The 25,969-nt window shown below is 67.6% G+C and carries 25 protein-coding genes and 1 tRNA gene; 9 read left to right on the top strand and 17 right to left on the bottom strand.

Translation table 11 applies throughout. The features are described 5' to 3' along the window. Positions 1-66: 66 nt before the first annotated feature. Positions 67-645 carry an NUDIX hydrolase gene (locus MX571_RS08630; RefSeq protein WP_247415473.1) on the bottom strand — a complete coding sequence of 193 codons (579 nt, stop codon included), beginning with the start codon at positions 643-645 and terminating at the stop codon, positions 67-69. A 45-nt stretch (positions 646-690) separates the two neighbouring features. Next, positions 691-1,038 (bottom strand): cupin domain-containing protein, encoded by a 348-nt coding sequence (locus MX571_RS08625; RefSeq protein WP_247415472.1) that lies wholly within the window; start codon positions 1,036-1,038, stop codon positions 691-693. Positions 1,039-1,132: 94 nt separating this feature from the next. Between MX571_RS08625 and MX571_RS08620 the strand changes: the two genes are divergently transcribed. Further along, the gene (locus MX571_RS08620; RefSeq protein ID WP_247415471.1) at positions 1,133-1,483 is read left to right on the top strand and encodes a DsrE family protein; all 351 of its coding nucleotides are present in this window, start codon (positions 1,133-1,135) and stop codon (positions 1,481-1,483) included. A 31-nt stretch (positions 1,484-1,514) separates the two neighbouring features. Here the strand turns inward: MX571_RS08620 and MX571_RS08615 are convergent, their stop codons facing one another. From MX571_RS08615 to MX571_RS08590, 6 genes are all read right to left on the bottom strand, one after another. After that, positions 1,515-2,468 (bottom strand): alpha/beta hydrolase, encoded by a 954-nt coding sequence (locus tag MX571_RS08615; RefSeq protein WP_247415469.1) that lies wholly within the window; start codon positions 2,466-2,468, stop codon positions 1,515-1,517. Further along, the gene (lipP1, locus tag MX571_RS08610) at positions 2,469-3,458 is read right to left on the bottom strand and encodes a LipP1 family hormone-sensitive lipase (protein WP_247415468.1); all 990 of its coding nucleotides are present in this window, start codon (positions 3,456-3,458) and stop codon (positions 2,469-2,471) included. It abuts the gene before it with no gap. A 144-nt stretch (positions 3,459-3,602) separates the two neighbouring features. Continuing rightward, positions 3,603-3,941, bottom strand: a complete 339-nt coding sequence (locus MX571_RS08605; protein ID WP_247415466.1) for a CHY zinc finger protein — start codon at positions 3,939-3,941, stop codon at positions 3,603-3,605. A 96-nt stretch (positions 3,942-4,037) separates the two neighbouring features. After that, positions 4,038-4,571: a P-loop nucleotide/nucleoside kinase family protein gene (locus tag MX571_RS08600; protein WP_247415465.1), complete on the bottom strand. Its 534-nt coding sequence runs from the start codon at positions 4,569-4,571 to the stop codon at positions 4,038-4,040. A gap of 168 nt (positions 4,572-4,739) precedes the next feature. Further along, entirely contained in the window at positions 4,740-5,462 is a 723-nt protein-coding gene (locus MX571_RS08595) for a profilin-fold protein (RefSeq protein WP_247415464.1), read from the bottom strand. A 92-nt stretch (positions 5,463-5,554) separates the two neighbouring features. Then, entirely contained in the window at positions 5,555-7,150 is a 1,596-nt protein-coding gene (locus MX571_RS08590; protein ID WP_247415463.1) for a BCCT family transporter, read from the bottom strand. A 334-nt stretch (positions 7,151-7,484) separates the two neighbouring features. Here MX571_RS08590 and MX571_RS08585 point away from each other — a divergent pair, with 334 nt between their 5' ends. The 6 genes from MX571_RS08585 to MX571_RS22390 all read left to right on the top strand — a co-directional run bounded on the left by MX571_RS08585 (position 7,485) and on the right by MX571_RS22390 (position 15,392). Then, a complete protein-coding gene (locus MX571_RS08585) occupies positions 7,485-8,834 on the top strand; it encodes an APC family permease (RefSeq protein ID WP_247415462.1) in 1,350 nt (449 codons plus the stop codon). A gap of 294 nt (positions 8,835-9,128) precedes the next feature. Beyond that, entirely contained in the window at positions 9,129-10,832 is a 1,704-nt protein-coding gene (locus MX571_RS08580) for an ABC transporter substrate-binding protein (RefSeq protein WP_247415460.1), read from the top strand. A 99-nt stretch (positions 10,833-10,931) separates the two neighbouring features. Next, the gene (locus tag MX571_RS08575; protein ID WP_247415459.1) at positions 10,932-11,951 is read left to right on the top strand and encodes an ABC transporter permease; all 1,020 of its coding nucleotides are present in this window, start codon (positions 10,932-10,934) and stop codon (positions 11,949-11,951) included. Positions 11,952-11,953: 2 nt separating this feature from the next. Further along, entirely contained in the window at positions 11,954-12,979 is a 1,026-nt protein-coding gene (locus MX571_RS08570; RefSeq protein ID WP_247415458.1) for an ABC transporter permease, read from the top strand. Next, on the top strand, positions 12,979-14,115 hold the full coding sequence (locus MX571_RS08565; RefSeq protein ID WP_247415456.1) for an ABC transporter ATP-binding protein: 1,137 nt from the start codon (positions 12,979-12,981) through the stop codon (positions 14,113-14,115). The genes MX571_RS08570 and MX571_RS08565 overlap by 1 nt, the downstream gene beginning before the upstream one ends. Continuing rightward, on the top strand, positions 14,112-15,392 hold the full coding sequence (locus MX571_RS22390; protein ID WP_282594478.1) for an ABC transporter ATP-binding protein: 1,281 nt from the start codon (positions 14,112-14,114) through the stop codon (positions 15,390-15,392). Before MX571_RS08565 ends, MX571_RS22390 begins: the two co-directional genes overlap by 4 nt. Before the next feature lie 33 nt (positions 15,393-15,425). Here MX571_RS22390 and MX571_RS08555 read toward each other — a convergent pair whose 3' ends face one another. From MX571_RS08555 to MX571_RS08530, 6 genes are all read right to left on the bottom strand, one after another. Continuing rightward, the gene (locus MX571_RS08555) at positions 15,426-15,914 is read right to left on the bottom strand and encodes a DUF7974 family protein (protein WP_247415454.1); all 489 of its coding nucleotides are present in this window, start codon (positions 15,912-15,914) and stop codon (positions 15,426-15,428) included. Positions 15,915-16,322: 408 nt separating this feature from the next. Then, positions 16,323-16,976: a helix-turn-helix domain-containing protein gene (locus MX571_RS08550; protein WP_247415453.1), complete on the bottom strand. Its 654-nt coding sequence runs from the start codon at positions 16,974-16,976 to the stop codon at positions 16,323-16,325. A 347-nt stretch (positions 16,977-17,323) separates the two neighbouring features. Beyond that, a tRNA-Pro gene (locus MX571_RS08545) sits at positions 17,324-17,396 on the bottom strand. Positions 17,397-17,452: 56 nt separating this feature from the next. Continuing rightward, positions 17,453-17,872, bottom strand: coding sequence for an EamA family transporter (locus MX571_RS08540; RefSeq protein WP_247415451.1), 420 nt, complete (start codon positions 17,870-17,872; stop codon positions 17,453-17,455). 102 nt (positions 17,873-17,974) lie between these two features. Then, on the bottom strand, positions 17,975-18,568 hold the full coding sequence (trmY, locus tag MX571_RS08535) for a tRNA (pseudouridine(54)-N(1))-methyltransferase TrmY (RefSeq protein ID WP_247415449.1): 594 nt from the start codon (positions 18,566-18,568) through the stop codon (positions 17,975-17,977). Positions 18,569-18,660: 92 nt separating this feature from the next. Next, complete coding sequence (locus MX571_RS08530) at positions 18,661-19,470, bottom strand: TrmB family transcriptional regulator (protein WP_247415448.1); 810 nt, start codon at positions 19,468-19,470, stop codon at positions 18,661-18,663. Between the two features lie 152 nt (positions 19,471-19,622). Here MX571_RS08530 and MX571_RS08525 point away from each other — a divergent pair, with 152 nt between their 5' ends. Then, on the top strand, positions 19,623-22,259 hold the full coding sequence (locus MX571_RS08525; protein ID WP_247415446.1) for an efflux RND transporter permease subunit: 2,637 nt from the start codon (positions 19,623-19,625) through the stop codon (positions 22,257-22,259). A gap of 30 nt (positions 22,260-22,289) precedes the next feature. Here MX571_RS08525 and MX571_RS08520 read toward each other — a convergent pair whose 3' ends face one another. Together MX571_RS08520 and aglM are read right to left on the bottom strand one after the other, a co-directional pair. After that, positions 22,290-23,075: a sugar phosphate isomerase/epimerase family protein gene (locus MX571_RS08520; protein WP_247415444.1), complete on the bottom strand. Its 786-nt coding sequence runs from the start codon at positions 23,073-23,075 to the stop codon at positions 22,290-22,292. A gap of 238 nt (positions 23,076-23,313) precedes the next feature. Further along, positions 23,314-24,615 carry a UDP-glucose 6-dehydrogenase AglM gene (aglM, locus tag MX571_RS08515; RefSeq protein WP_247415443.1) on the bottom strand — a complete coding sequence of 434 codons (1,302 nt, stop codon included), beginning with the start codon at positions 24,613-24,615 and terminating at the stop codon, positions 23,314-23,316. Positions 24,616-24,774: 159 nt separating this feature from the next. On the opposite strand from aglM, the gene aglF reads away from it, so the two are divergent. Beyond that, a complete protein-coding gene (gene aglF, locus MX571_RS08510; RefSeq protein WP_247415442.1) occupies positions 24,775-25,575 on the top strand; it encodes a UTP--glucose-1-phosphate uridylyltransferase AglF in 801 nt (266 codons plus the stop codon). Positions 25,576-25,631: 56 nt separating this feature from the next. Here aglF and MX571_RS08505 read toward each other — a convergent pair whose 3' ends face one another. Further along, complete coding sequence (locus MX571_RS08505; RefSeq protein WP_247415441.1) at positions 25,632-25,871, bottom strand: helix-turn-helix domain-containing protein; 240 nt, start codon at positions 25,869-25,871, stop codon at positions 25,632-25,634. Positions 25,872-25,969 lie beyond the last annotated feature (98 nt).

Below are 25,969 nucleotides of genomic sequence, written 5' to 3'. Positions count from 1 at the left end.
CTTCTTCGACCAACTCCCCAGACGAGTCGCCGACCGCCATCGACCGTCGCGGACCGCAGACGACCGTCACCGACCGCCCACGAGTTCGTACTGGCCCACGGCGAGCACCGTCCGCCCGTCCCGGACCTCGTCCGAAGCGACCGCGTCGCGCAGGTCCTCGTAGCGCGTCGTCGTCGGGCGGATGGACTCGTCGGCGTCGAGGTCCTGGTCGGCGTCGGGGGTACAGCCGTGGGCGACGAAGACGTTGAACTCCGAGTTGGCGATGCCGTTGGCCGGTTCGACGGTCACCAGCGGTTCGACCGCGTCCGCCTCGTAACCCGTCTCCTCGGTCAGTTCGCGGTGGGCGGCCGTCGAGAGGTCCACGTCGTCGTCCTCGACGGTCCCGACCGGGAGGCCGAAGTTGACGTGACCGACCGCCTGTCGCCACTCCTCGATGCAGACCACGTCGCCGTCCGGCGTGAACGGCAGGACGACGACGGCGGGCGGTTCGGCGAGGTAGTCGAAGTCGGTCTCCGTGCCGTCGGGGAGCGTCACCTCGTCGTGACGAATCTCGAAACCGGGACAGGTGTAGGCGACGCGCGACTCGCGCGTCTCCCACGCGAGGTCGTCGTGCGCGTCCCCGTCGCGAGCATCGTGGTCGGTCATACGCTCCACTCGGGCGAGGCGAGCAAAAACCGCCCCGACTCGGTCTCACTCCCCGTCGTCGGTCAGACCCGGTCGACTGTCCGCCTCCGGCGGTGCGGTCACGCAGACGACGCGTGCCGGGTCGTCGCCCAGCACCTCCCAGCTATGTGTCACACCGCCGGGCGTGACGGTGGTGTCGCCCGGACCGGTCTCCCGGTACTCGCCGTCGACGCTCCACCGCATCCGCCCCGAGCGGACGAAGACAATGTGCGTCTCCTCGTGGGTGTGTTCCTCGCGTTCGGTTCCAGGGTCGTGGTGGACGACGTGGACATCGCAGCCGTCGAGCGTCATCCGCTCGCCCGGCGTGTCGGCCATCACGAACCCCGTGTACGGCGTCGAATCTGAGTCGCTCATAGAACACCCTCGTCGAGCGGCTACGCCCCCGACGACGATAAAGACCTGTTGCTCAGAATACAGTAGTTATGCCCGTGGAGGCTGTCCGGTACGTATGCAGACCGTCGTGCACGTCTCCAGTCCGGACCCCGGCGACCAGCAACACGCGATGGTGAACACCCTGAACCTGCTGGAGGACGCGAGCGTCTCCGCTCCCGACGACGACGTGGTCCTCCTCGCCAACGGGTCGGGCGTCCGGATGTTCGTCCAGGCGACGGCGTCGAACCGGCGACTGGTCGAGGAACTCGTCGACCGTGGAACGACGCTGTTCGCGTGTCGCAACGCACTCCGCGGCATGGGAGCCACCGACGAGGACCTGCTCCCGGGCGTCGAAGGGGTCCCCTCCGGGACGGGGACGCTGGCGCACCTGCAGAGCGAGGGGTACGGCTACATCAAGGCGCCGTAATCGGGGGAGAGGGAGACTGCCGCCGCTCCGTTCACGCCGACGTATCGTCGAGGAGGTGACGTTCGAGGAACGCCGCCTCCCGTTCGACCACCTCCTCGAACGTCTCGCCGAAGAACGAGCCGAAGTGGTCCGTCTCGACGTCGACGCTCTGCACGTCGGGGAGCCGAGCGACCGTCGCGTCGATGGCGCTCGCCGGTGCGATTCGGTCCTCGGTCCCCTTCACGACGAGCGCCGGGCAGTCGACCCGGCGGGCCTCCCGGATGGGCCGGTACAACCCGAACGTGAGGAAGGCGCGCGCAGCGCAACGGTTGACTGTCGGGTCTACGGCCTCCGGGCCGACGACGGACTCGTGGCCCGCCTTGGACCCCGGCGTCGCGAGCGCCGGGAGGTCCTCCGGGTAGTCACCCCAGATGGGGAGGTAGTACGGTTCCCGTCCCGTGTACTTCCGACCGAGGTCTCGCAGCCCGGCCGCCGTCGTGCGGAGACCGTACGCCGGACCGAGCTGACTGACGAAGTAGCGTATCGTCCGCGCACCGTCGAAGATTGGCGTCTGCCCGACGTACGCGTCGACGTCCTCGCGCGCGGCGGTGACGAACGCGCCGCCCCCGCCGAGCGAGAACCCCCAGACGCCGATTCGGTCGCCGAGGCCGTCCACCGTACGGGCGTACGCGACCGCCGCGCGCCAGTCTGTGACCTGCGCCGACGGCAGGACGACGTTCCGGGGGTCGCCCCCGCTGTCCCCGAGCGACCGGTAGTCGAACAGCAACACCGCCAGTCCGCGGTCCGCGAAGCGTTCGGCGACGGCCGGGAGGCCAGCCCGGCGCGGGAGACCGAACCCGTTGGCCATCACGACGACCGGCGGGTCGCCGGTCTCGGCCCGGTCCGCGTCGGGCGGTCGGTACAGCGTGGCCGCGCACCGCGTCCCGTCGCTCTCGAAGTGGACGAGTTCCTCCCCGCTGGCCTCCCGTCGTGCCCGAGCCGTCATCTACTCGAACGCCTCCCGGAGCGCCGTGCCCGCGCGTTCGAGGACGTCGTCTGCCGCCTCGATGCCGGGGAACGGGTCCGCGAGGTGGCGCATGTTGGCGAAGTCGTGGATCATCCCCGCGTAGTTGGTGTGCTCGACGGGGACGCCCGCGTCGGCGAGCCGCTCGGCGTAGGCGTACTGCTCGTCGCGGAGCGGGTCGTAGCCGCAGGAGAACAGCGTCGTCGGCGGGAGGTCGGCGAGGACGTGGTCGGGCGCGCGGAGCGGCGAGGCACGGAGGTTCGCGCCGTCGATGTCGTCGCGGAGGTAGTGGTTCCAGAACCACACCATCGCCGGGGCGGTCAGGAAGTAGTTCTCGGCGTTCTCCTCGTACGAGGCCGTGTCGAACGAGTGGTCGGTCACCGGGTAGAACAGCACCTGGTGGTCGATGTCGGGGGCGTCGACCTCCTTCTCGACGGCCATCTGGGCCACGACCGTGGCGAGCGTACCACCCGCGCTCTCGCCCGCGACGGCGAGGCCGCCGCCAGCCCCGATGTCGGTCGCGTTCTGGGCGACCCACTTCGTCGCGAGGTAGGCATCCTGGACGGCACCCGGGAACGGGTGTTCGGGCGCTTTCCGGTAGTCGACGGAGACGACGACGCAGTCCGACTCGATGGCGAGCGACCGGGCGACCGAGTCGTGGGTGTCGAGGCCGCCCGCGACCCACCCGCCGCCGTGGAAGTAGACGACCGCCGGAAGGACGGTCCCCGGGTCGGGGTCGTAGATGCGGACCCGGACGTCCCGTGCGTAGGCCCGGAGTTTCCGCTCGGCCACCGACGCGATTCGCTCGGGGTCGACGTCGGGCGTGAACAGCCCACCGAGGACCGAACGTGCTTGCTCCGGGGACAGGTGCGAGAGGTTCGGCGCACCCTCCTCGACCAGCGTCTCCAGCAGTGCCCGTGCGTCCGCGTCCAGTTCCGCCGCTCGTCGGTCGTCGGCTGTGGTCTGTGCCATGGTCGCCCTGCGACAGCGACCGGTATAAGTAATGTACGTCGTTTGATAGAAAGACAGCGTCCGTGGAGATACCGACTCTCGGAGCACACCTCGGCAGGCGTGACCGGTCGCCGGGTCGACACCGTGTGCACGTCGCGGGTCGTGCTACTCGACTGCGAAGTACCGGTCGGCGTGGTTCGCGCAACCGGGGTTGAACGGTGCCTCGCAACAGGGACAGATGTCGTCGCCGTCGAGGTACTCGCTCACCGAGAGCGTCTCGCCACAGACGCCACAGAGGACCGCCTGCTCGTCGAACCGGTCGACGGGCCAGCGCTCGGCCTCGTGGGTCGTGCAGTCGTCGTGGCAGGTGTGACACGGGTAGAACGTCCCACAGCAGGGGAACTTGATGGCGACGACGTCCCGCGGCGTGTTGTAGTGGTGACAGCGCGTCTGTCGGTCGACGGCGACGCCGCGGAACGGGACGCCGAACTGTGCTTCGCTCATCGTCGCCCCCGCTGGAATCGTCGGACGCGGGCGTGGTGGGTGGAGTAGAGTCGCGTGCTCATCGGTATCAGGCCGAACTGCGCTACACCGTCGATATCAATAGAACTGCTGGTCCACCTGACGGCGGGTCGCAGCCAGGTCGCTCGAGTTGTCGACGACGACGTGGTCGCCCTCGACGGGGTCGAACAGGTCGCGGAACAGCCGGTGGACCTCGACGTCGGCGTCGCTCTCGTCGTCCGTCCGGCGGCGGATGCGCTCCTCGACGACCGACTGGTCGCACTCCACCGCCACGAGGTCGAACGGCACGTCCTGGGCCGCCGAGAGGTTCCGCGCACGCTCGCGGTTCGAGCGGTCGGAGAACGTCGCGTCGAGGACGACGGGGTCGCCGTCGGCGACGAGCGCCCGCGTCCGGGCGAACAGTTCGTCGTACACCGCCGCCGACTCCTCGTCGGTGTACTCGGGGTCGGGGAACAGCTCCTTCCGGATGACGTCGGTCCGGAGGCGCGTCGCGTCGAGCAGGTCGGTGACCCGCTCCGCGACGGTGGTCTTGCCAGCCCCCGGCAGGCCACAGACGACCACGACGCGGGCGGCCTCGGCGCGCGTCTCGGTCGCGAGCGACTCCTCAGGCATCCTCCCCTCCGGACGACGCCAGTTCGGTGGTCTCGGTCCGCGCGTGTCCCCGCATTGATGGGTCAATCGTACCCTACACCGGGGGTCGCTTCAAGCTTGGCAAACTGACCGTCGGTGTCACCGGACAGTTCTCGCAGTCGTGGGGCGACGCGTTCGACGAGCGAGCGCTCAGAGCGTGACGTGAGAGAGGTCCGACTCCACCTCGTCGACACGGTCGTTGAACGCGTCGACGAACCCCGTGAACCCCTCGACGTGGTCGCGCACGTCCTCGGCCGACGGTGGCTGGTACTGCGAGAGGAGGTAGATACCGCCCTCCCCGCCGACCCGGAGGTACGACGTCGTGCTCCCCTCGCGTTTCAGCTCCCAGCGACTCCCGTCGACGCGGGCGGCGAACGTCCCGTAGTCGCCACCCTCGTAGCGGTGGAGCTGGTCGGCCATCGCGTCACAGACCTCGCGGATGCGGGCGACGATGCGGTCGCGCTCCGCGACCGCGTCCGCAGTCGAGGCCACCTCGGGGACGTCCATCGAGACGTCGTCGAGGACGCCCTCCTTCGACGCGACGTGTTCGTTGAACGCCGCGACGAACGCGTCGTAGTCGGCCATCGCCTCCGCGAGGTCCTCGGGGTCCGGCGGCTGTTTCGTCGAGACCACGTACGTCTCGCGGCCCGACCGCGGCTCGAACCGGAGGTACTCCAGGTCGCCCGCCTCGTACTTCACGGTCCACTCGCCGTCGTCGGTCCCGAACGACGCCTGTCCGTAGTCGCCGCCCTGCAGGAGCGCGAGTTCGCGGGCGACGGTGCCCGCGTGGTCACGCACCGCGGCGACGAGTTCGTCGCGACGCTCCGTTCCGTCGGCCGCGCTCGCCACCTCGTGGTCGGAGGGCTCGGTCATGGTTCGGGTCGGTGACGCTCGCGGTTAACGGTGCTGACCGCGTCGTGAGATGGGCGAGCGCAGGCGTCGAACCGTACGACGGACTCCCCGACTCAGTCGTCGCCAGCGGTCCCGGAGTCGGAGTCGGACGTGCGCGTGAGCAGCGGCTGGGTCTCGGCGTCCGACATATCGGTCTCGCTCAGGTGGTCGCGCGCGACGACGTAGCTCCCGTAGAGGATGACGAGCAGGAACAGCGAGAACGGGAGGGCCATCGTCACCGACAGCGACTGGATGGAGCTGAACTTCTCCAGTTCGAGCGACATCATCCCGAAGAACGCGAGCAGGCCGCCCCACCACGCGCGGTTTCGGGGGTTGGGGTCCTCGTCGCCGAGCGTGATGGCCGATATCATGAACACCGCCGAGTCCAGCGAGGTGATGATGTAGCCCGCGATGACGCAGACGAACAGCACCGCGAGCACCGTCCCGAGCGGCGTTATCTGGAGCGCGCGGGCGATGGCCGCCGGTTTCCCGGCCGCGGCCATGGCCTGGGCGACCGGCCCCTGGTAGCCCGGCGCGAGCACCCACCCGCCGATGAGGAGGTGCTGGACCCAGGTGAGGAGCGTCGGCGCGGCGACGAGGACGAGGAACATCTCGCGGATGGTCCGGCCCTTCGAGACGCGAGCGACGAAGCTCCCGACGAAGATACTCCAGGCGGCCCACCACGCCCACCAGAAGCCGGTCCAGTTGGCCGCCCAGTTACCCCCGGAGGTCGGGTCGGTGTAGAGCATGAGGCGGAACAGGTTGCTGAGCCAGACCCCCGTCGCGTCGAGGCCGAGTTCGAACATGAAGACGGTCGGGCCCACCACGACGAGCAGCGCCATCGAGAGGCCGATGAACACCATCGTCATCCGGGCCGCGTTCCGGATGCCGTCCCGGAGCCCCAGCCAGACGTCCGCGAGGAACACCACGCCGATGAGCGCGAACACCCCGTAGGTGAGGACGGTCGCCTGTAAGTCGAAGACGCGGCCGAGGATGGCCGCCATCGTCTGCGCGCTGAACCCGAGGGTGGTCGCGATGCCGCCGACGGTGGCGACGAGCGCCGCGAGGTCCACGGCCCAGTAGAGCCCCGGAATCCGGCCCTCGTCGACCACGCCCGTGAGCATCGAACTGATCTTGTAGTCGCCGACGCCGTGGGTGTAGACGATGATACCGAACGCCATCGCGACGGGGAGGTACCACATCGCGAGGCCGGGGAACACCTCGTGGACGAACATGAACGCCAGCGCCATCGACTCGACGGACGCCCCCTGCACCGGGTAGGGCTGTGGCGGCGGCGACTGGACGATGGATATCGGTTCGGCGACGCCCCAGATGAGGATGGACGCGCCGAACCCGACGGTGAACACCATCGACAGCCAGGAGAACAGGCCGAACTCCGGTTCGGCGTCCGGCCCGCCGATGCGGAGTCGGCCGTACCGCGAGAACGTCAGCGCGAAGACGAGGATCAACAGGACGAACCCCAGCAGGATGAACCACCAGCCGAACTGCTGGAGGACCACGTTCTTCGCTCCCGTGAGGAGGCGACTCAGCGCCGACGGGCGCAGGAACCCGAACGTGCCGAGTGCGAACATCGCGCCCATCGTCACGAAGAACAGCACCCGCTCGGCCGGTGAGGCGTCTTCTAGCCCCAGAACGTGCCAGACCTTCATCGACTCGTTCGGAGAGCGACCGTTTCCGTTCCGATTGCGCGACCCGTGGCTGTGCTCCGAGAGACATCGCTACCGCACCTGATTGACTGACTCACAGTCGGACGTTGCCTTCCAATCGGGAGCGACTGAAAAGGTCGTTGTATCGGGGGTCGGCCGTGTAATCGACCGTGAGGGTCCCGTCCGGTCAGACAGGCCCACGCGTCGAACCGGACGAATCTGCGGCGGAGAGCGACGGTCTCATCTGGGCACCAGCAGCGGTCCTCCCGGCCGATATCGCCGCGTTCAGGTTTGGCAAGCCCAGCCCCTTTCCGATTGTTCTTTGAACGTCCCGGAAATGACGGAGAGCGACGGGCAACTCGGACTGACGGGTGCGATATCGATGGCGCTCGGGGGAATGATCGGTGGGGGAATCTACGCCGTGCTGGGTGTCGTAGTGAACATCTCGGGGACGCTAGCGTGGCTCTCGTTCGTGCTCGCCGGGGTGGTGGCGATGTGCGCCGGCTACTCGTACATCAAGCTGAACCAGTTGAGCGACCCCGAGGGCGCGTCCCCGACGTATCTGGAGTGGTTCGCCGGCAGTTCGACGCTCGCCGGGATGGCCGGGTGGACCCTCCTGCTGGGGTACATCGGGTCGATGGCGATGTACGGCTACGCGTTCGGAAGCTACGCCGTCGACATCGTCGGCGTCGAGGCCGTGCTCGGCATCCCGCTCCGACCGCTGCTGTCGGCGGGTATCGTCCTCTCGTTCGTCGCCCTGAACGTGGTCGGCGTCGAGGAGTCGAACTGGGTCGAGATCGTCCTCGTCGTCGTCAAGATAGTCGTGCTGCTCGGGTTCATCGCGCTGGGACTGTACTACGGTGCCCAGAACACCCAGTTGACCACCGGCGCTAGCTCCATCGAGGGACTCTCGACCGCACCCTCTATCATCATGGCCGCGGCGGTGTCGTTCGTCGCGTTCCAGGGCTGGCAGTTGCTGCTCTACTCGCAGGCCACCATCGAGGACCACAGCGACACGAACCCGAAGGCCATCTTCATCTCCATCCCGTCGGCCGTGGCCATCTACATCGGCGTCGCCATCGTCACGACCAGTCTCGTCGGTCTCGACCTCATCTCCCAGCACCCCGAGGTCGCGCTGGCGACCGCCGCCGACCAGTTCGGCGGGTCGCTGGGCCACTTCATCATCTCGCTGTCGGCACTGTTCTCGACGGCGAGCGCCATCAACGCGACGCTGTTCACGAGCGCGCAGTTCTCCGACCGCCTCATCGCCAACGGGATGCTCCCGGAGATCCTCGACGCGAAGACCCCGGACGACCCCGAGGAGGGCGGTGGACTCCCGACGCGCATCATCCTCGTGTTCGGGGCGCTGACCACCCTGTTCACGATTCTCGGCTCGCTGCAGGGTATCACGTCGTTCGCCTCCCTGACGTTCATCGTCGTCTTCGGCGGCATGAGCTACCTCGCGTTAACCCAGCGTGACCACGGCGACGTCTCGGCGATTCCGCCCGCTATCGGTCTCCTCGGGACGGCGACGTTCCTCCCGCTCATGCTCTACCACCTGTTCAGCTCCCAGCGGACCGTGTTCTACACCGTCCTCGGCATCTCCCTCGTCGCCATCGTCGTCGAACTGGCGTACTTCCGGGTCGACCGGTTCGGTCAACCGGCGGCGACGACCGACAGCGACTGACGGTCTGCCGACGAACCGACGCCCACTGCTGCATCGTTCGGTGACACTCCATCTCCGCTTCCCCGCCGCGTTCGTGAACCGACGGACAGCAGTCGAACGAGCGTGTTACTGACTGCCAAACGACATATCCATCCGCCACTGTCGCTAGTTTAACGTCAAATTTAAAACATTAAACAAACTAGAGTTCAAAAATGCACTAGTAACAACAAAGGGACGGGTAACTACCAACGTCCGTCAGATTTTTATAGAGCTAAGGGGTGTTTCGGGTATCCCTCGGGAAAGAGACACACACCCATGACAGACAAAGACAACGTACACCACGTGAATCGTCGCCGCGTCCTCCAGGGCGTCGGCGGGGCAGGTGCCGCTATGCTCGCTGGCTGTGCTGGTGGCGGGGGCGGTGACGGTGACGGCGGAGGCGGTGGCGGTGGCAGCGGTGACGGCAACGGTTCCGGCGGCGGCTCGACGGCCGACGGGAACGACAGCGGCGGTGGCTCGGGCAGTTCCGGCGGGAAGCTCAAGATGGCGCTCGTCAAGAGCCCTCTCGACTTCGACCCGTTCGTCGCCAACGACGTGCCGTCGACGCAGGTCATCGACCGCATCGTCGAGGGCCTCTACACCTACGACGAGACGACCGGCGTCGTCCCGCTCCTCGCCGACGGCGAACCGGAGGTCAACGACGACGGGACCGAGTACACGGTGACCATCAAAGACGGCGCGACGTTCTCGAACGGTGACCCCGTCACCGCGGAGGACGTGAAGTACTCCTTCCTCGCGCCGGTCGAGGAGGAGACCGAGAACGCCTCGGAGCTGAACATGATCGACTCCATCGAGACGAGCGACAAGTCGGTCACGTTCACACTGAAGTACCCGTACGCGCCGTTCCCGAACACGCTGACGTGGTACGTCGTCCCCAAGGCCGTCCGCGAGGAGGACAAGGACGCGTTCAACAGCGGCGAGGCGCTCGTCGGCTCCGGACCGTACACGTTCGAGAGCTGGCAGGAGGGCGACTACGCCCGCATCACGAAGAACGCCGACTACTGGGACGAGCCAGCGGCGAACCTCGACGAGGTCGAGTTCGTCCCGGTCGAGGAGGCGACGACGCGCGTCACGACGCTCAAGAACGGCGAGAACGACATCATCGAGGAGATTCCGCCCAAGCAGTACCCGACGGTGGAGGCCATCTCCGACGCCTCCATCGACGAGGTGCCCGGTATCGGCTACTTCTACCTCGCGTTCAACTGCAAGACCGGCCCGACGACGGACCCGAAGGTCCGCGAGGCCATCGACTACACGTTCGACATGGACAGCGCGGTGAGCAACTACGTCGAACCGACGGGCGTCCGCCAGTACAGTCCGCTCCCGAAGAGCATCGCGGAGGACTGGGGCATGCCCCTCGACGAGTGGAAGCAGATTCCCCACGACAAGGACGTCGACAAGGCCGCGTCGATGCTCGAGGAGGCCGGTGTCGAGAAGGGCTACCAGTTCAAGGTCATCGTCCCGCCGGACGACAAGCGCGAACAGATCGGTATCACCGTCTCGAACGGGCTGAAGGAGGCGGGCTACAACTGCTCGGTCCAGCGGCTCGACTGGGGAGCGTTCCTCGACAAGTACGTCTCGGGCGACGAGAACGACTACAACATGTACACGCTCGGCTGGTCGGGCACGCCCGACCCCGACGCCTTCACGTACTACCTGTTCGGTCGGACCGAGGACACCCTCGGCGTCACCAACGGGACGTACTGGGGCGATAACAGCGAGGCGGGCAAGCAGGCCGCCGAGAAGTTCGTCCAGGCCCGGCAGACGGGCAGCGAGGAGGAGCGCAAGACGCTCTACCAGGAGGGCATCACGACGGCGCTCGAAGAACGGGCGCACCTCCCGGCGTACAACCTCAAGAACAGCTTCGGGGTCAAGGACTACGTGAAGGACTTCACCTCGCACCCGGTGAGCAGTTTCACCCTGACGACGGACTACAACAACGTCTCCGTCGACAAGTAGCGACCCGCGGCCACATCCGCTTTCAGATCAGCATCACCGATGTACGACACGACCCCGACGACCCGCCGAGAGACATACACACCCGAGGTGAGCGCGTAGATGGGCCGGCTCCGGTACACCGCCAGCCGTCTGCTTCAGGCGATTCCGGTGCTCATCGGCGTGGTGACCATCACGTTCTTCCTCACCGACGCGATTCCCGGCGACCCGGTCCAGATCATGCTCGGGCCGTCGCCGAGCGCCCAGCAGGCCGACGCCATCCGGGCGAAGTTCGGCCTCGACCAGCCACTGTACGTCCGATACTTCAACTACCTGCTCGACGTGGCGCAAGGACAGCTCGGCGAGAGCATCTACTACGGCGTGCCCGTGAGCCAGAAGATACTCGAACGGCTCCCGGTGACGCTGTTCCTCCTGCTCTCGTCGTTCGCCTTCGCGTTGCTCACGGCGATTCCGCTCGGCATCCTCTCGGCGAAGCGCCGGAACGAGCCGACGGACCACGTCTCGCGCGTGGTGGCGCTGTTCGGCGTGAGCACGCCCTCGTTCTGGATCGGTCTCATGCTCATCATCGTGTTCTCGTACAACCTCGGCTGGCTCCCGGCGACGAACATTGTCCTGCCGTGGGCCGACCCGACCACGGTGGACGCCGCGAGCAACACCGCCCCGTGGTACATCGGGCAGTGGCACGTCATCGTCACCTCGGCCAGACACCTCGTGCTCCCGATGATAACGCTCGGGACGCTCCAGATGGCGGCGTTCACCCGCATCGAGCGCTCGTCGATGCTGGAGGTGCTCGGCGAGGAGTACGTGAAACTCGCCCGGGCGTACGGCGTCAGCGAGTTCACCATCGTCCGTAAACACGCCTTCCGGAACGCACAGCTACCGCTCCTCACGCTCGTCGGCCTCCAGTTGACGAGCGCGCTGGGCGGGGCGGTCCTCACGGAGACCGTCTTCTCCATCAACGGCATGGGTCGGCTCATCATCACGGCCATCCAGAACCAGGACTACCCGCTGGTGATGGGGACGACGCTGGTGTTCGGCATCGTGTTCGTCGTCGGCGTCATCGTCACGGACCTCTCGTACGCGTACATCGACCCGCGCGTCTCCTTCGAGGGGTCGGAGTAACCATGAGCAACGCCTCGTTCGAAACCGACACCAGCCCCGACACGGACGGTCCCGAGGAGGTCGAATCGCGCGTCGGGTGGCGGTACACCGTCTCGCAGGTCAGACGCGACCCGACCGCGATGGCGGGCCTCGTCATCGTCGCGTTCATGACGCTCGTCGCGACCGTCGCGTTCGTCGACGACGTGCTCTTCGGGTTCCTCGAAGGGTACACGTTCTTCAGGAACCTCGGCGTCGAGCAGTTCCTCTTCGCGGAGACGTTCTGGGTGAACCCGGAGGTCGACCCCGGCACGACCCAGATCCTCCGTCCGCCGGTGTACACGACGAACAAGCTCTACCCGGCGGACCCCGGCACGTGGGCCCACCCGCTCGGCACCGACCACCGGGGCCGCGACGTGCTCGCACGCCTGTTCTACGGGACGCGCATCGCCATCACCGTCGGCATCGTCTCGACGGGCATCGCGCTCGTCCTCGGGACGCTCGTCGGTGCCGTCGCCGGCTACTACGGCGGCTGGATCGACGACGCCCTGATGCGCGGGTCGGAGACGCTGTACGCCATCCCGTTCCTCATCCTCGTCATCGCGTTCATGACCGCGTTCGGTCAGAACCTGACGTACGCGATGGTCGGCGTCGGCATCGCCGCCATCCCGTCGTTCGCCCGGCTGATACGCTCGCGCGTCCTCTCGGTCCGCGAGGAGGACTACGTCGAGGCCGCACGCGCGGCCGGGATACGCGACCGCAACATCATCCTCCGCCACGTCATCCCGAACAGTTTCGCGCCCGTCCTCGTCCAGGCGACGCTGCAGATCGGCGTCAACATCCTCATCATCGCCGGTCTGTCGTTCCTGGGCTACGGCGCGCAGCCACCGACCGCCTCGTGGGGACAGATGCTCTCGAACTCGCGGGAGTACATGCTACCGAACCCGTGGTTCAGCATCTGGCCCGGCCTCGCCATCCTCGTGACGGTGGTCGGGTTCAACCTCATCGGCGACGGCCTCAGAGACGCCCTCGACCCACGCATCAACAACTAATGACCGCCGAACCACTACTCAGCGTCGAGAACCTGCAGACCCAGTTCTTCACCGAGGAGGGGACCGTCCGCGCCGTGGACGGTATCTCCTTCGAGGTGAACGAAGGAGAGATCGTCGGCCTCGTCGGCGAGTCCGGCGCGGGCAAGTCCGTCGCCACGAGTTCCATCATGCGACTCGTCGAGTCCCCCGGTCAGATCGTCGGCGGGACGGTGACGTACAAGGGCAAGAAGATAGTCGACATCGAGACCGGACCGGACGGCGAGCCCCGCCAGTCCGACGAGATGCTCACCAACGAGGAGATGCGCGAGCAGATCCGCGGGAAGGAGATCGCCATCATCTTCCAGGACCCGATGGAGGCGCTCAACCCCGTGTTCAAGGTGGGCGCACAGTTGCGGGAGTTCATCGAGATAAACCGCGACGTCGACCGGAAGGAGGCGAGACGCATCGCCGTCGACATGCTCCGGGAGGTGGGCATCCCCGAACCGGAGAAGCGTTACGACAGCTACCCCCACCAGTTCTCGGGCGGGATGCGCCAGCGCGTCCTCATCGCGATGGCGCTGGCCTGCGAACCGTCGCTCATCATCGCCGACGAGCCGACGACGGCGCTCGACGTCACCGTCGAGGGGCAGATAATCGACCTCGTCCACGACCTCGAAGCGCGCTACGACACGTCGTTCGTGTGGGTGACCCACGACCTGGGCGTCGTCGCGGAGATATGCGACCGGGTCAACGTGATGTACCTCGGGGAGATAATCGAGTCGGCGCACGTCGACGACCTGTTCTACGACACCAAACACCCCTACACGGAGGCGCTGTTGCAGTCGATTCCGCGACCCGACCAGACCGTCGAGGAACTCGACCCCATCGTCGGGGTGATGCCCGAGGCCATCAACCCGCCGTCTGGCTGTCGGTTCCACACGCGCTGTCCGGACGCCCGGACTGTCTGCCGGGAGGTCCACCCGAGTCAGCGAGACGAGAGCGACGCCGGGGACCCCGTCCACCAGGTCGCCTGTCTCAAGTACGAGTCCGTCGGCTACGAGGACGCTCAGCCGCTGGAGACCGAAGCCACCGCCGCGTTCGGCGGCGGCATCGTCGAAGCGACGGACGCGACGGACGCCCAGGGTGACGAGGCATGAGCGAGGCAGTCAGCAGTCCGGAGACGGACGGCCACGACGACAGCCTGCTCCGCGTCGAGCACCTCTCGAAGTTCTTCACGCAGGGGGGCGGCCTGCTCGGCAGCCTCGTCGACCAGGACGTGGTGAAGGCCGTCGACGACGTGAGCTTCGACATCCGCAGGGGCGAGACGCTGGGGCTCGTCGGCGAGTCCGGGTGCGGGAAGTCCACGCTCGCCCGGACCGTGCTCCGCCTGCTCGAACCGACCCAGGGGTCGGTGTACTTCAAGGGGAGCGACCTCGCGGCGATGAGCGGCGAGGAACTGCGCACGATGCGCGAGGACATGCAGATGATCTTCCAGGACCCGCAGTCCTCGCTCGACCCGCGGATGAAGGTCGGCCCCATCGTCGAGGAGCCGATGAAGGCACACGGCCTCTACACGGGCGAACGCGAGGAACGCGCCCGGATGCTGCTGGAGAAGGTCGGCCTCGACCCGCAGCACTACAACCGCTACCCGCACCAGTTCTCGGGCGGCCAGCGCCAGCGGGTCAACCTCGCCCGTGCGCTGTCGGTCAACCCGGACTTCATCGTCTGTGACGAACCGACCAGCGCGCTCGACGCCTCCATCCAGGCGCAGGTGCTCAACACGATGCGCGACCTGCAAGAGGAGTTCGGCCTCACCTACCTGTTCATCAGCCACGACCTCTCGGTCATCCGCCACATCTCCGACCGCGTCGCCGTGATGTACCTCGGCCAACTGGTCGAACTCGCCGAGACGGCCGAACTGTTCGAGAACCCCGAACACCCCTACACGGAGGCGCTGTTGCAGTCGATTCCGGTGCCGGACCCGCGGGCGGGCGGCCAGCGCGGCGTCCTCGAAGGCGACGTCCCGTCGCCCATCGACCCGCCCTCTGGCTGTCGGTTCCGGACGCGCTGTCCGAAGCTCATCGCCCCCGACGCGTACGACCTCACGCAGTCGGAGTGGGAGGCGGTGCGGGCGTTCACCCGCGCCGTCCAGCGGCGCACCTTCGAGGCGGAACGCGACGAGAAGATTCGCCAGGAGTTCTTCCCCGACGGCCTCCCCTCGGGAGAACCCGGGGACATCGTGCAGGAGGCTATCGAGGCCATCCTCTCCGATGACTGGGAGGAGGCGGAGTCGCACGTCCGCGAGTCGTTCGCCGAGCGGAGCGTCTGCGCGAAGGAGATTCCCGAGTACGAGGTCACCCCCGAGTACGGGACCGGCCGCCACTACGCCGCCTGCCACCTCCACGCCGACAGTCTGGACGAGACGGGCGAGTAGGTCGGCGACGGGTCGTCGCTCTCCTCGCGAGCGTCACTCTTCGAAGCGAATCGTCACCGCGTCTGCCGGCCGGTCGCCGTCCAGCGCGAGGAACGCCCGAACCTCGTGCTCGCCCGGTTCTGGTTCGACCCACCGCGTCGGGTCCCCGACGCGCTTGAACCGGCCGTCCCAGGTATGGGAGATCACCTTCCGCTCGCCCGCCCGGAACGAGAGCGTCCCCGGCGCGTCGCCGGTGTAGACCTGCTCGTCGCTCGCTTCGAGGTCGCCGTCGACGCTCCACCCCCACAGTCGCGGTCGGGGCGTGGCGATGGTGACCGGCAGCGGAAGCCCGTTCCGCAGCGTGACCGTCACCTCGACCGGGTCGCCGACCCGGTACGTCTCGCGGTCCGTCTCGACGCGCACCGAGATGGCGCGCCGGGCCAACCACTGCGGGACGAACTTCCCGAGGACGTCGGTGACGACGTTCCGACTCTCGTCGAACCCCTGTGAGTCCCGTGTGGTGTCGTGCGGGCCGGGTGGCATCGAAATCGGGTAGGCGAGTCGGTGGTATGGGACTGTCGTTACCGACTTTCCCCGTCGGAGTGCGCGATTGCGGAAGGTGGAACGTGGAGGAGAGCGAACCGAACGGAGACTGGTGGAACGGGGCGTCCGACGACTCGACGCGTCTGGCCTCTGACAGCCTCCCCGGCACCGTTGCGCAGGCCCCGATAGACGGGAGGCGGGATGGAAGCTTGACGGTCGGTGTTGCGCTACGTAAGGCCGCTATACCGCCCTGTGCGAACTTTGTCTGCGCACCACACCGCACGAAGACGGACCGACGAGCGTCAGGTCGGTCTGGTCCTTCGAAGCGGGAGTACCGGATGTCTCTGCGCAGGCACCGCTCTCCCTCGCCCAGTCGGTCCCCCTCGCTGGGATGAGGGAAGGCGACGTTCAGTTCGTGGACTCCACGAGCGTCTCGGAGACGAGACTACTGATACCACGTCGTAGACGACCGCTGAACGCCTGTCGCGAGATACCGACCTCCGTCGCGAGCGCTTCGAGATCGACGTCACGTGGCTCGTGGAAGTAGCCGCGTTCGTGCGCCAGTCGGAGCGCTTCGACCTGTGATTCGGTGAGGTGGTCCCAGTTCCCCTTCCGGTCGACGTCCACCTCGGTCACTCGGACGACCGTCGGTTCCACGCCGTTGGCTCTGAGGTAGTCGTGTAACTCGGAGAGCGGTTCCCGGTTCGCCGCCCGGAACTCGAACCACCAGTCGTCTGCAGTCCCCTCTCCCGACAGGAGCGTCACGTCGGACTCCGCGATGGCGACCACCGTATCTCTGAACGACCGGTTCCAGACGACCCGATACAGGACCCACCCACCTTCCTCAGAGTTGATACTCTCGATGTGTTCGACCGCTCCGTCCCTCCGGGTCGCACGAACGACGTCGCTGCGGTCGGCACCCTGCACCCAGACGAACGGTATCACCGAACTCGTGGTCGGGACGATTCGGTCGAGTTCGACCCGAACGTCCGGGAGTTGGCCGAACGCGCGACCGATTCGGAACCCGTCGGCGGGGATTCGGAACTTGGCGTACAGGACCATACGTCACTGTAGCAGGACTCTCCCCAAAGACATCGAGCCTTCGGGGAATCAGGTCGCCGGACAGTCTCACGACGAATCCGGTCCCATTCGAACCCATCTGGCGCACCAGAGAGTACTCTCGGTACACCTCGCTGTCGCTCGGTGTTCGGTGAGTGCGGGAAAGGTTCTGAGCTACAGTGTCTCGCTTCGCTCGCCACAGGACTGTACTCACTACACTCGTCCAGGGGCGCGAATTCGAACACGCCGAGACTCGCTGGCGCTCGTCTCGTCTGCTCGAATCCTCGCGTTCCCCGTTCGCCCGCGTTCGAACCGCTCGCTACGCCCGCGGAGTAGAATGCGGGCAGAAATGGGCCGGCGCGAATTCGAATCGCGGTTACGGCCACCCGAAGGCCGAAGGATACCAGGCTACCCCACCGGCCCGCAGTGAGAGTGTGGGCAAGCGTCCTGTTAACCCTTCCGTTGTCCCCCGACCTGTGTCATCCGGTGACGGTCAGATACACCGCCACACCGGCCAGCACGATGCCCAGGCCCTTCTGCGCCGAGAAGGAGTCGCCCAGGAAGACGACGCTGAGGACGGAACTGCCGACGATGAACATCCCGAAGATGGGGACCACCGTGCTCGCCGGACCGAGCGACAGCGCCCGGTAGTACGCGAGGATGCCGACGGTGAGGAACGCGCCCGCGGCGAGCGTGTACCGGAGCGTGTCGCCCGTGAGATAGGAGGTGGGCTGTTCGCCCGTGGCGAGCACGACGACGAGCGCCGAGAGCGCGAGGATGGAGTTGGCGACCAGCGCGACGACGGTGCTCGGCGCGTCGTTCGTCGCGAGCTTTGCCAGCGGCGTGAACACCGAGTAGCCCGCCAGCGCGAGCGCAGACCAGAGGAGATAGCGTTGCATACCGACAGTCACCGGGCCAGCCTCAGGTATGCTCCGGATTCGTGACGGCGTGAGTCGTCGAGCGCGCAGCGAGCGCACAGTCGGCCGAGGGTCGCGCTGCGCTCAGAACCGCGTGTACCCGTCGGTGTCGAGGTGGTGGTGGGCGACGACGATGGCGTGGTTCACGTGCAGGACTTCGGGACCCACCCGGACGCGCCGGTCGGCACGGTCGGCCAGCAGGTCGACCTCGCGCTCCTCGAACTCGTGGTGGTCCGAGAGGACGTAGACCGGGTTCTCGGGCGGTGCCACGTCGGTCAGCGGGTCGCCGTCCTCGTGTAGCTGGACCACCGTGCCGTCGTTCGCGGCGTAGTCGAGCGTCGTCTCGAAGTCGCGCCGGGAGAGGTGGACGCCGGGCGACGTCTCGACCTCCACGTGACCGACGGCCTCCTCGCGCTGGTCGAGCGCGTTCCGGACCAGCGCGGCCGTCGAGCGCTCGTCGGGGTTGAGTCGCCGGAGGTCGCTCCCCTCGAACCGGAGCGTGAACGCGTCGTCGAGGACGAGCAGACAGCGCGTGTCCTCGCGGATGTCGTGCGAGAGGAAGAACGCGGCGTTGACGCACCGACAGAGGACGTCGAGGCGACCCGCACCGGGCAGGTCGTCGAGCGAGAAGTCGGCGTCCGTGGGCACGTCGTGGCCCGAGACGATGAACTGGCGCATACCGAACGCGGTGTGGCGGCGGGGATACGTCCGTCGCTTGGTGGCGGACGGAGAGGCACAGGTATCCCGGCCTGCACGGGAGACCTCCAGAGTCAGAAGTCGAGCGTCGTGTCCTCGCCCGCCCACCCGCCCTCGGACTCGACGCCGTACATCATCCCGGCGTGGATGAACTGCGCGAGGATGTGGCCGATGTCGCTGTGGGCCGTCCAGAGGCCGGTTTCGTCGGGGGTCTCGGGGCCGTCCGATTCGCCCTCCGCGTCGGTCTGGACCGACAGGAGGACCGTCGCGTCGTCGACGAGCAACGTCCGGCCCGAGACGCCGCCCGCGGGTTTCGACGGGGCGACGACGACGCGCACCCCGCCGTCCGAGAGCCGTCGGTCGAGTTCGGCGGCCTCCGTGACGACCATGACGGTCAGGCCCGCGTCGGCCCGTTCCCGGAGCGCCTCCTCGATGGGCGGCGAGACGTGGTCGGCCGCCCAGGCGACGAGCATCACGCGCTCCTCGGCGCTCCCGACCAGTTCGGCGATGCGCTCGTCGAGCGCGTGACTGCCCCGCACCGTCGCCACGCCCTCGTCGTCGGTCTCGACCCGTTCGCCCTGGAGCGTCGCGAGACTGTCGAACGCGCGGGCCTCCTCGCGGTCGATGCGCTCGCGGAGCTGTCGACGGGCCGCGTCGAGACCGACCGGACGGTAGCGTTTGGGGGAGCTCTCGACGACTTCGATGAGGCCCCGCTCCGCCAGTGACTCGGCCGCGCCGTACACCTGTGACCGGGGGACCTCGGAGGTGCGACTCACGTCGCTCGCGGTGCCGGTGCCGAGACGCTGGAGGGCGACGAACACGCCAGCCTCGTAGCTCGACAGTCCGAGTCGCTTCAACCCCTCGACGGCCTCGTGCGCGCTCATCTCCTCTCCCGACCGTCGGGCGGCCAGCCGATTAGCCGTTTCCGTCCGGCCCCGGTCGTCGCTGACGCGTCGCCGACGAGTCCGTCGCGGGACAGGCGGTGATAGTAGAATCCTACAACTATATCGTCGCGGGCCACCTGGGTGTCGTATCGATGGCCCTCGTGGACAGATTCGCCGCCGTGTTGACCCGGTACAGTCGACTGTTCCTCGTCGCGATGCTCCTCGCCACCGTCGTCGTCGGGGCTGGCGCGAGCGGTATCGAGGGCGGTCTGACCATCGCCAGTTTCGGCGGCGACTCCACGGAGGCTCAGAAACTCGACTACGTGTCGTCGAACTTCTCGGTCGAGGGCGAGAACACGACGGCCGTCCAGATCGTCGTCACGGGCGAGAACGTCCTGACGAAGCAGTCGCTCGTCGACACGCTCGAACTGCAGCAGCGCCTCCGCGCGAACGAGACTATCAACGCGACGCTGGCCGACGGGCAACCGACCGTCGGCCTCTCGAACGTCGTCGCACTCGTGGCGATGCAGGAAGCGGCGGCAGGGAGTGGTGACGGGGCAAACGCGAGCGGTGCCGGAGTGAACGGAAGCGGCGGTCCGCCCACCGGAAGTGAAGCGAACGCGTCAGCGGGTGGGTCGCCCACGATGCCGTCGCTCGACGCTCAGATAGCCCAACTCGAATCGATGACCGACGAGGAGGTGGCGGCGGTCGTCGAACGGGTCCTCTCGCCCGACGCGAGCGTTCCGGGGGACGCCGACCCGTTCACGCTCGTCTCGACGGCGTACGAACCCGGCACCTCGACCGCCGACGCGCGCATCCTGTTCGCGTTCCAGGAGACGACGGGCGACGCCGACTCGCTCCCCGAGGAAGTCGTCACGGGTCAACTCGCCATCCAGCAGGAGGTCGAGGCGGCGTTCGGTGACGACGGCTTCGTCTTCGGGCAGGGCATCGTCGACGAGGAGTCCGGGCGGGCGACCGGCGAGAGCTTCGCCGTCATCTCGCCCATCGCGCTGGCGTTCGTCCTCCTCGTCCTCGTCGTCGCCTACCGCGACCTCCTCGACGTCATCCTCGCCCTGCTCGGCGTCGTCCTCGTGCTGGTCTGGATGGGGGGGTTCATGGGCTGGGCCGGTATCGGCGTCACCCAGATACTCATCGCCGTCCCGTTCCTGCTCATCGGCCTCTCCATCGACTACGCCCTCCACGTCGTGATGCGCTACCGGGAGGCCCGCCCGGACGCCGACTCGCCGCGGGCCGCGATGCGCGTCGGTCTCGCGGGCGTCGCCGCCGCACTCGCCGCGACGACGGTCACCACCGCCGTCGGCTTCTTCTCGAACCTCGCCAGCGACATCCCCTCTATCCGGGAGTTCGGCCTCGTCGCGGGCGTCGGCATCGTCTCGACGTTCCTCGTCTTCGCCGTCCTGCTGCCGACCGTGAAACTCGAACTCGAAGGCCTGCTCGAACGGTTCGGTCGGTCGCGGGACCGGCGCGCGTTCGGGACCGGTGGACTCACGAAGCGACTCCTCGGCGTCGGCACGAGCGCCGCCCGGCGCGTCCCGCTGGTGGTGGTCGTCCTCGCACTGGTCGTGAGCGCCGGCGGCGGCTACGCCGCGACGGACATCGACACCTCGCTGGACCGCGTCGAGTTCCTCCCGCGGGACGCCCCCGACTGGATGGACTCGCTCCCGGAGCCGTTCCGCCCCAGCGACTACGACCTGCGGGAGAACGCCGTCTTCCTCAACGACAACTTCGTCCAGTCGAACGCCGGGTCGCGCGTCGAGATTCTCGTGGAGGGGCCGGTCACCGACCCGGACACGCTCGAACGCATCGCCGACGGCGAGGCGGCCCTCGCGGACACGGAGACGGCCATCGAACTGGCGAACGGGGACCCGAACGTCGACGACCCGCTCTCGGTGATGCGTGACGTGGCCGCGAGCGACGACGCCTTCGCCGAGACGGTCGCCGCCGCGGACACCGACGGGAACGGCGTCCCCGACCGGAACCTCGAATCGGTGTACGACGCGCTGTACGAGGCCGCGCCCGACCGGGCCGCGAGCGTCGTCTACCGGACGGACTCGGGCGAGTACGAAGCCCTGCGGATGACCGTGACGACGGTCGGTGGCGCGGACACCGGGACCGTCACCGAGGAGATGCGTGGCGTCGCCGCGACCATCGAGGACGGGTCGGCGCTGACCGTCACCGCCACCGGGTCGCCCATCGTCACCGAACTCGTCCAGCAGTCGCTGCTGCGGACGCTCGTCGAGACGTTCTGCATCACGCTGGGCCTCATCCTCGCGTTCCTGACCGCAATCTTCTACCGGCGGTACGGGACGCTCACGCTCGGCGCGGTGACGCTGGTACCGGTGGTGTTCGCCCTCAGCTGGATTCTCGGGACGATGTACCTCGTCGGCATCCCGTTCAACACCGAGACGGTCATCATCGCCAGCATCGCCATCGGCATCGGCGTCGACTACGCCATCCACATCAGCGAACGGTTCGTCGAGGAGCGCACGCGTGCCGCCTCCGCGCTGGAGGCGCTGGACCGGACCGTCAGCGGCACGGGCGGTGCCCTGCTGGCCAGCGCCGTCACCACGGCTGGCGGGTTCGGCGTCCTCACGTTCGCGCTCGTCCCGTCGCTCGAGCGATTCGGCCTCGTCACCGGGAGCGCCATCGCCTACGCGTTCGTCGCGAGCGTCGTCGTCCTCCCGAGCCTGCTGGTGCTGTGGGACCGAGTCACCTCGGAGCGCTCCCCCGACGCAATCGGCGTCGACCGGGCGACGACGGACGACTGAGGGTCCTCCAGCGCGACCGCTCGACGCCCGTCAGCGCCGTTCGTCGACCATCGCGTCGAGACGCTCCTTGCTCACGTCGAGGTAGTCGTAGTCGAGCGTGAACACCTCCAGCGAGAGCGTCCCGGCCCAGTCGTCGGCGAACGCGTCGAACAGCGTGGCGAAGTCGATGGTGCCCGACCCGAACGCGAGGTGTTCGTCGCGCGCACGCCGGGTGTCGTTGAGGTGGACGTGCGAGACGGGGGCGTCGCGGACGAGGTTCGCCATCCCGTCGGCGTCGTAGCCGTCGATGCGCGCGTGGCCGGTGTCGAGCGTCATCGACGTCTCGGCCTCCGAGACCACGTCCGGAACGTCCGTCGTCGTGAAGTGGCCGCGCGGGATGTTCTCGACGCAGACCTCGAAGTCGCGCTCCCGACCGTACTCGGCCAGATGAGCGACCGACTCGACGAGGTGCGGGCGGAGTTCCTCGGCGTCCCACGCCGGTCCCCAGACGTTCGTCTGGGCGTGGAGGACGCCCTTCTCTGCGTCGAGGGCCGAAGCGACGTCGATGGCGTCCTCGATGGCCCGGCACGACCCCTCCCGGACGCCGTCGAACGGCGAGGCGATGTCGACGCCACCGAACGGCAGGTGGACGAGCACGTCGAGGTCGGCGTCCGCGACGGCGTCGGCGAACTCGTCGTGGCGGTCGGCGACACGGTGCGGTGCCGTCTCGCCGTCGAGCATCAGTTCGACGTAGTCGAAGCCCAGCGCGCCCGCCCGCTCGATGGCGGTGAGAGGGTCCATCCCGAGTTGTGTGACGAAGCCGACGCGTGGGTCCATAGGCTGGGGTCACGGGCCGACTACTTGAGAAACGGGGGTCGCTAGGATGAGCAATCTGCTGTGTAGAAGTGGACGGGACCGATACGACCTCGAAAGACCCCGCCGGTTGCGCGTTGCACGACGAAGCAAGCACCGCAGGGAGCGAAGTGACCGAGGAGCGCAGCGAGGCGCGCGAGCGCAACCGGCGGCCCCTTTCAGTCCCACCCGTGGTGGTCCGTCGAGTCAGTCGTCGGCCGGATTACCAGGTCAGCCCTTCGTAGACGATACCCTCGCGGCGCTCGATGATGCGGCGGCCGTCGACGACGACGGGGTCGGCCATCGCGTCGAACTCGGGGTCGAGCGCGGCGAACTCGGGCCAGTCGGTCATCACGAGCGCGCCGTGGGCACCGTCGAGGGCGGCGGCGGCGCTGTCGACGTACTCCACGTCGGGGTACTGCTCGGCCATCGCGTCGGCGGCGTCGGTCGGGTCGAACGCGACGACGTCCGCGCCGCGCTCTTCGAGCGCCTCGATGGCGAGTTTCGAGCGCGACCCGCGGATGTCGTCGGTGCCGGGCTTGAACGCGAGACCGAGGACGGCGACGCGCTTCCCCTCGACGTCGACGTGCTTCTCCAGGAAGTCGACCATCCGGACCGGCTGGCGGTCGTTGACGCCCACGACGGCGTCGAGCAGGGCGGGTTCGTAGTCCTGCTCGCGGGCCGCCGCGCGGATCGCGTCGGTGTCCTTCGGGAAGCACGACCCGCCCCAGCCAGCACCCGAGCGGAGGAACGACGCGCCGATGCGCTCGTCGAGGCCGATGGCCTCGCTGACCTCGTAGGAGTCGACGCCGTACTCCTTGCAGACGTTCGCTATCTCGTTGATGGTCGAGAGCTTCGCGGCCAGGAAGACGTTGTTCGCGTACTTGATCATCGCCGCCTCCCGGAGGCCCGTCTCGACGATGGCCGCCTCGGCGTCGGCCTGCTCGACGAGCGGGTCGTACAGGTCGTTGAGGAGGCCGAACCCGCGGTCGTCGGTCGCACCGAAGACGAGTTTGTCGGGGTTCAGGAAGTCCTCGACGGCCGTCCCCTGGCTCTGGAACTCGGGGTTGACGGCGACGCCGAAGTCCTCCCCGACGGTCTTGCCCGAGGTCTCTTCGAGGATGGGGACGATGCGCTCCTCGGTCATGCCGGGGAGGACGGTGGACTTGACGACGACGAGGTGGTAGCCGTCCTTCTCGGCGAGCGTCTCGCCGACGTCGCGCATCCCGGCCTCGACGACCGAGAGGTCGATGGAGCCGTCCTCCCGGGAGGGCGTCTGCATCGCGACGAACGTGAGGTCGGTGTCGCGCAGGGCGGCGTGGTCGGTCGTCGCGCGGAGGCGACCCCCGGCGTGCTCCTCGATGAGTTCGGGGAGGCCGGGTTCGTGGATGGGCGACTCGCCCGCGTTGATTCGCTCGACGATGTCGGCGTCGATGTCGATGGCGACCACGTCGTGGCCGAGGTCAGCGAGGCAGGCGGCGACGCTCGTGCCGACGTACCCGCTCCCGACGACGGAGACGTTCATTGTCGTGACCGACTCGGGGAGCCGGGATAGTAAGGAGGTGGTTACCCTCGTCGTTCGCCCCAGTCCCGTCCACAGCGACCGACTACCGCGGTGAACTATCGGTGCAACGTTACGAACCGTGTCGAATCTTTTTAACCGCAGGTAGTGATTCGAGGTAGTATGAAAGCAGTCGTACTCGCCGCCGGCGAGGGGACCCGTCTCCGTCCACTGACCGAAGACAAGCCGAAGGCGATGGTGGAGGTGGACGGCAAGCCCATCCTCACGCACTGTTTCGAGCACCTCGTCGAACTCGGGGCCGACGAACTGCTGGTCGTCGTCGGCTACCTGAAAGAGCGGATCATCAGCCACTACGGCGACGAGTTCGAGGGCGTCCCCATCACCTACTCCCACCAGCGCGAGGCCCTGGGGCTGGCCCACGCACTGCTGACCGTCGAGGAACACATCGACGACGACTTCATGCTCATCCTCGGCGACAACATCTTCAACGCGAACCTCGCCGACGTCGTCAACCGCCAGCAGGAGGACCGCGCCGACGCCGCCTTCCTCGTCGAGGAGGTCCCGTGGGAGGAGGCCTCCCGGTACGGGGTCTGCAACACGAACGACTACGGCGAGATAATCGAGGTCATCGAGAAACCAGAGGAGCCGCCGACGAACCTCGTCATGACGGGGTTCTACACCTTCACGCCCGCCATCTTCCACGCCTGCCACCTCGTCCAGCCGTCGAACCGCGACGAGTACGAGCTCTCGGACGCGGTCAACCTCCTGCTCCAGTCCGGGCGCACCATCGACGCCATCCGAATGGACGGCTGGCGGACCGACGTGGGCTACCCCGAGGACCGCGACGACGCCGAGCGCCGACTCCGCGAGGAGCGCGAAGCGCGCGAGGCCGCGGCGGAAGCGGACGACGAGGAGGAAGAGGACGCGGACACCGAATTGAGCGTCGAAGCGGACGACGCCTGACCGGACGGGCTAACCCCCGAAACGAACGACTGGAGACGACCGCCTGCCGACTCTCCTCAACACCGACGCTCGTCGACGGGACGGCCGAGTATCGACCGATTCCCGCGGAGGACCTTCGCCGTCCCCCGACGGAGGACGACGATGACCTCGTCGTCCGCGACGCCGACCCGGTCTGCGAGTGCGGCCGTCGTGATACGACGCGGGACGTCGAAGTAGCCCTCCTCGACCGCGGTACGGAGCACGTCGCGTTCGGTTCCTGTCAGTGCCGAGACCGCCTCTGAATCGTCCCCTGTCATGGTTCTCACACTCCTTCGGCGTCACCCTCCATGATACTTCTCGAATTATTGGTGAGAATGATCAGCGCGTGACCGTCAAACCGCGGAACCAGAACCCC

This window comes from Halomarina salina, assembly GCF_023074835.1.
GTDB lineage: Archaea > Halobacteriota > Halobacteria > Halobacteriales > Haloarculaceae > Halomarina > Halomarina salina.
This window is presented reverse-complemented; position numbering and strand designations above follow the sequence as displayed.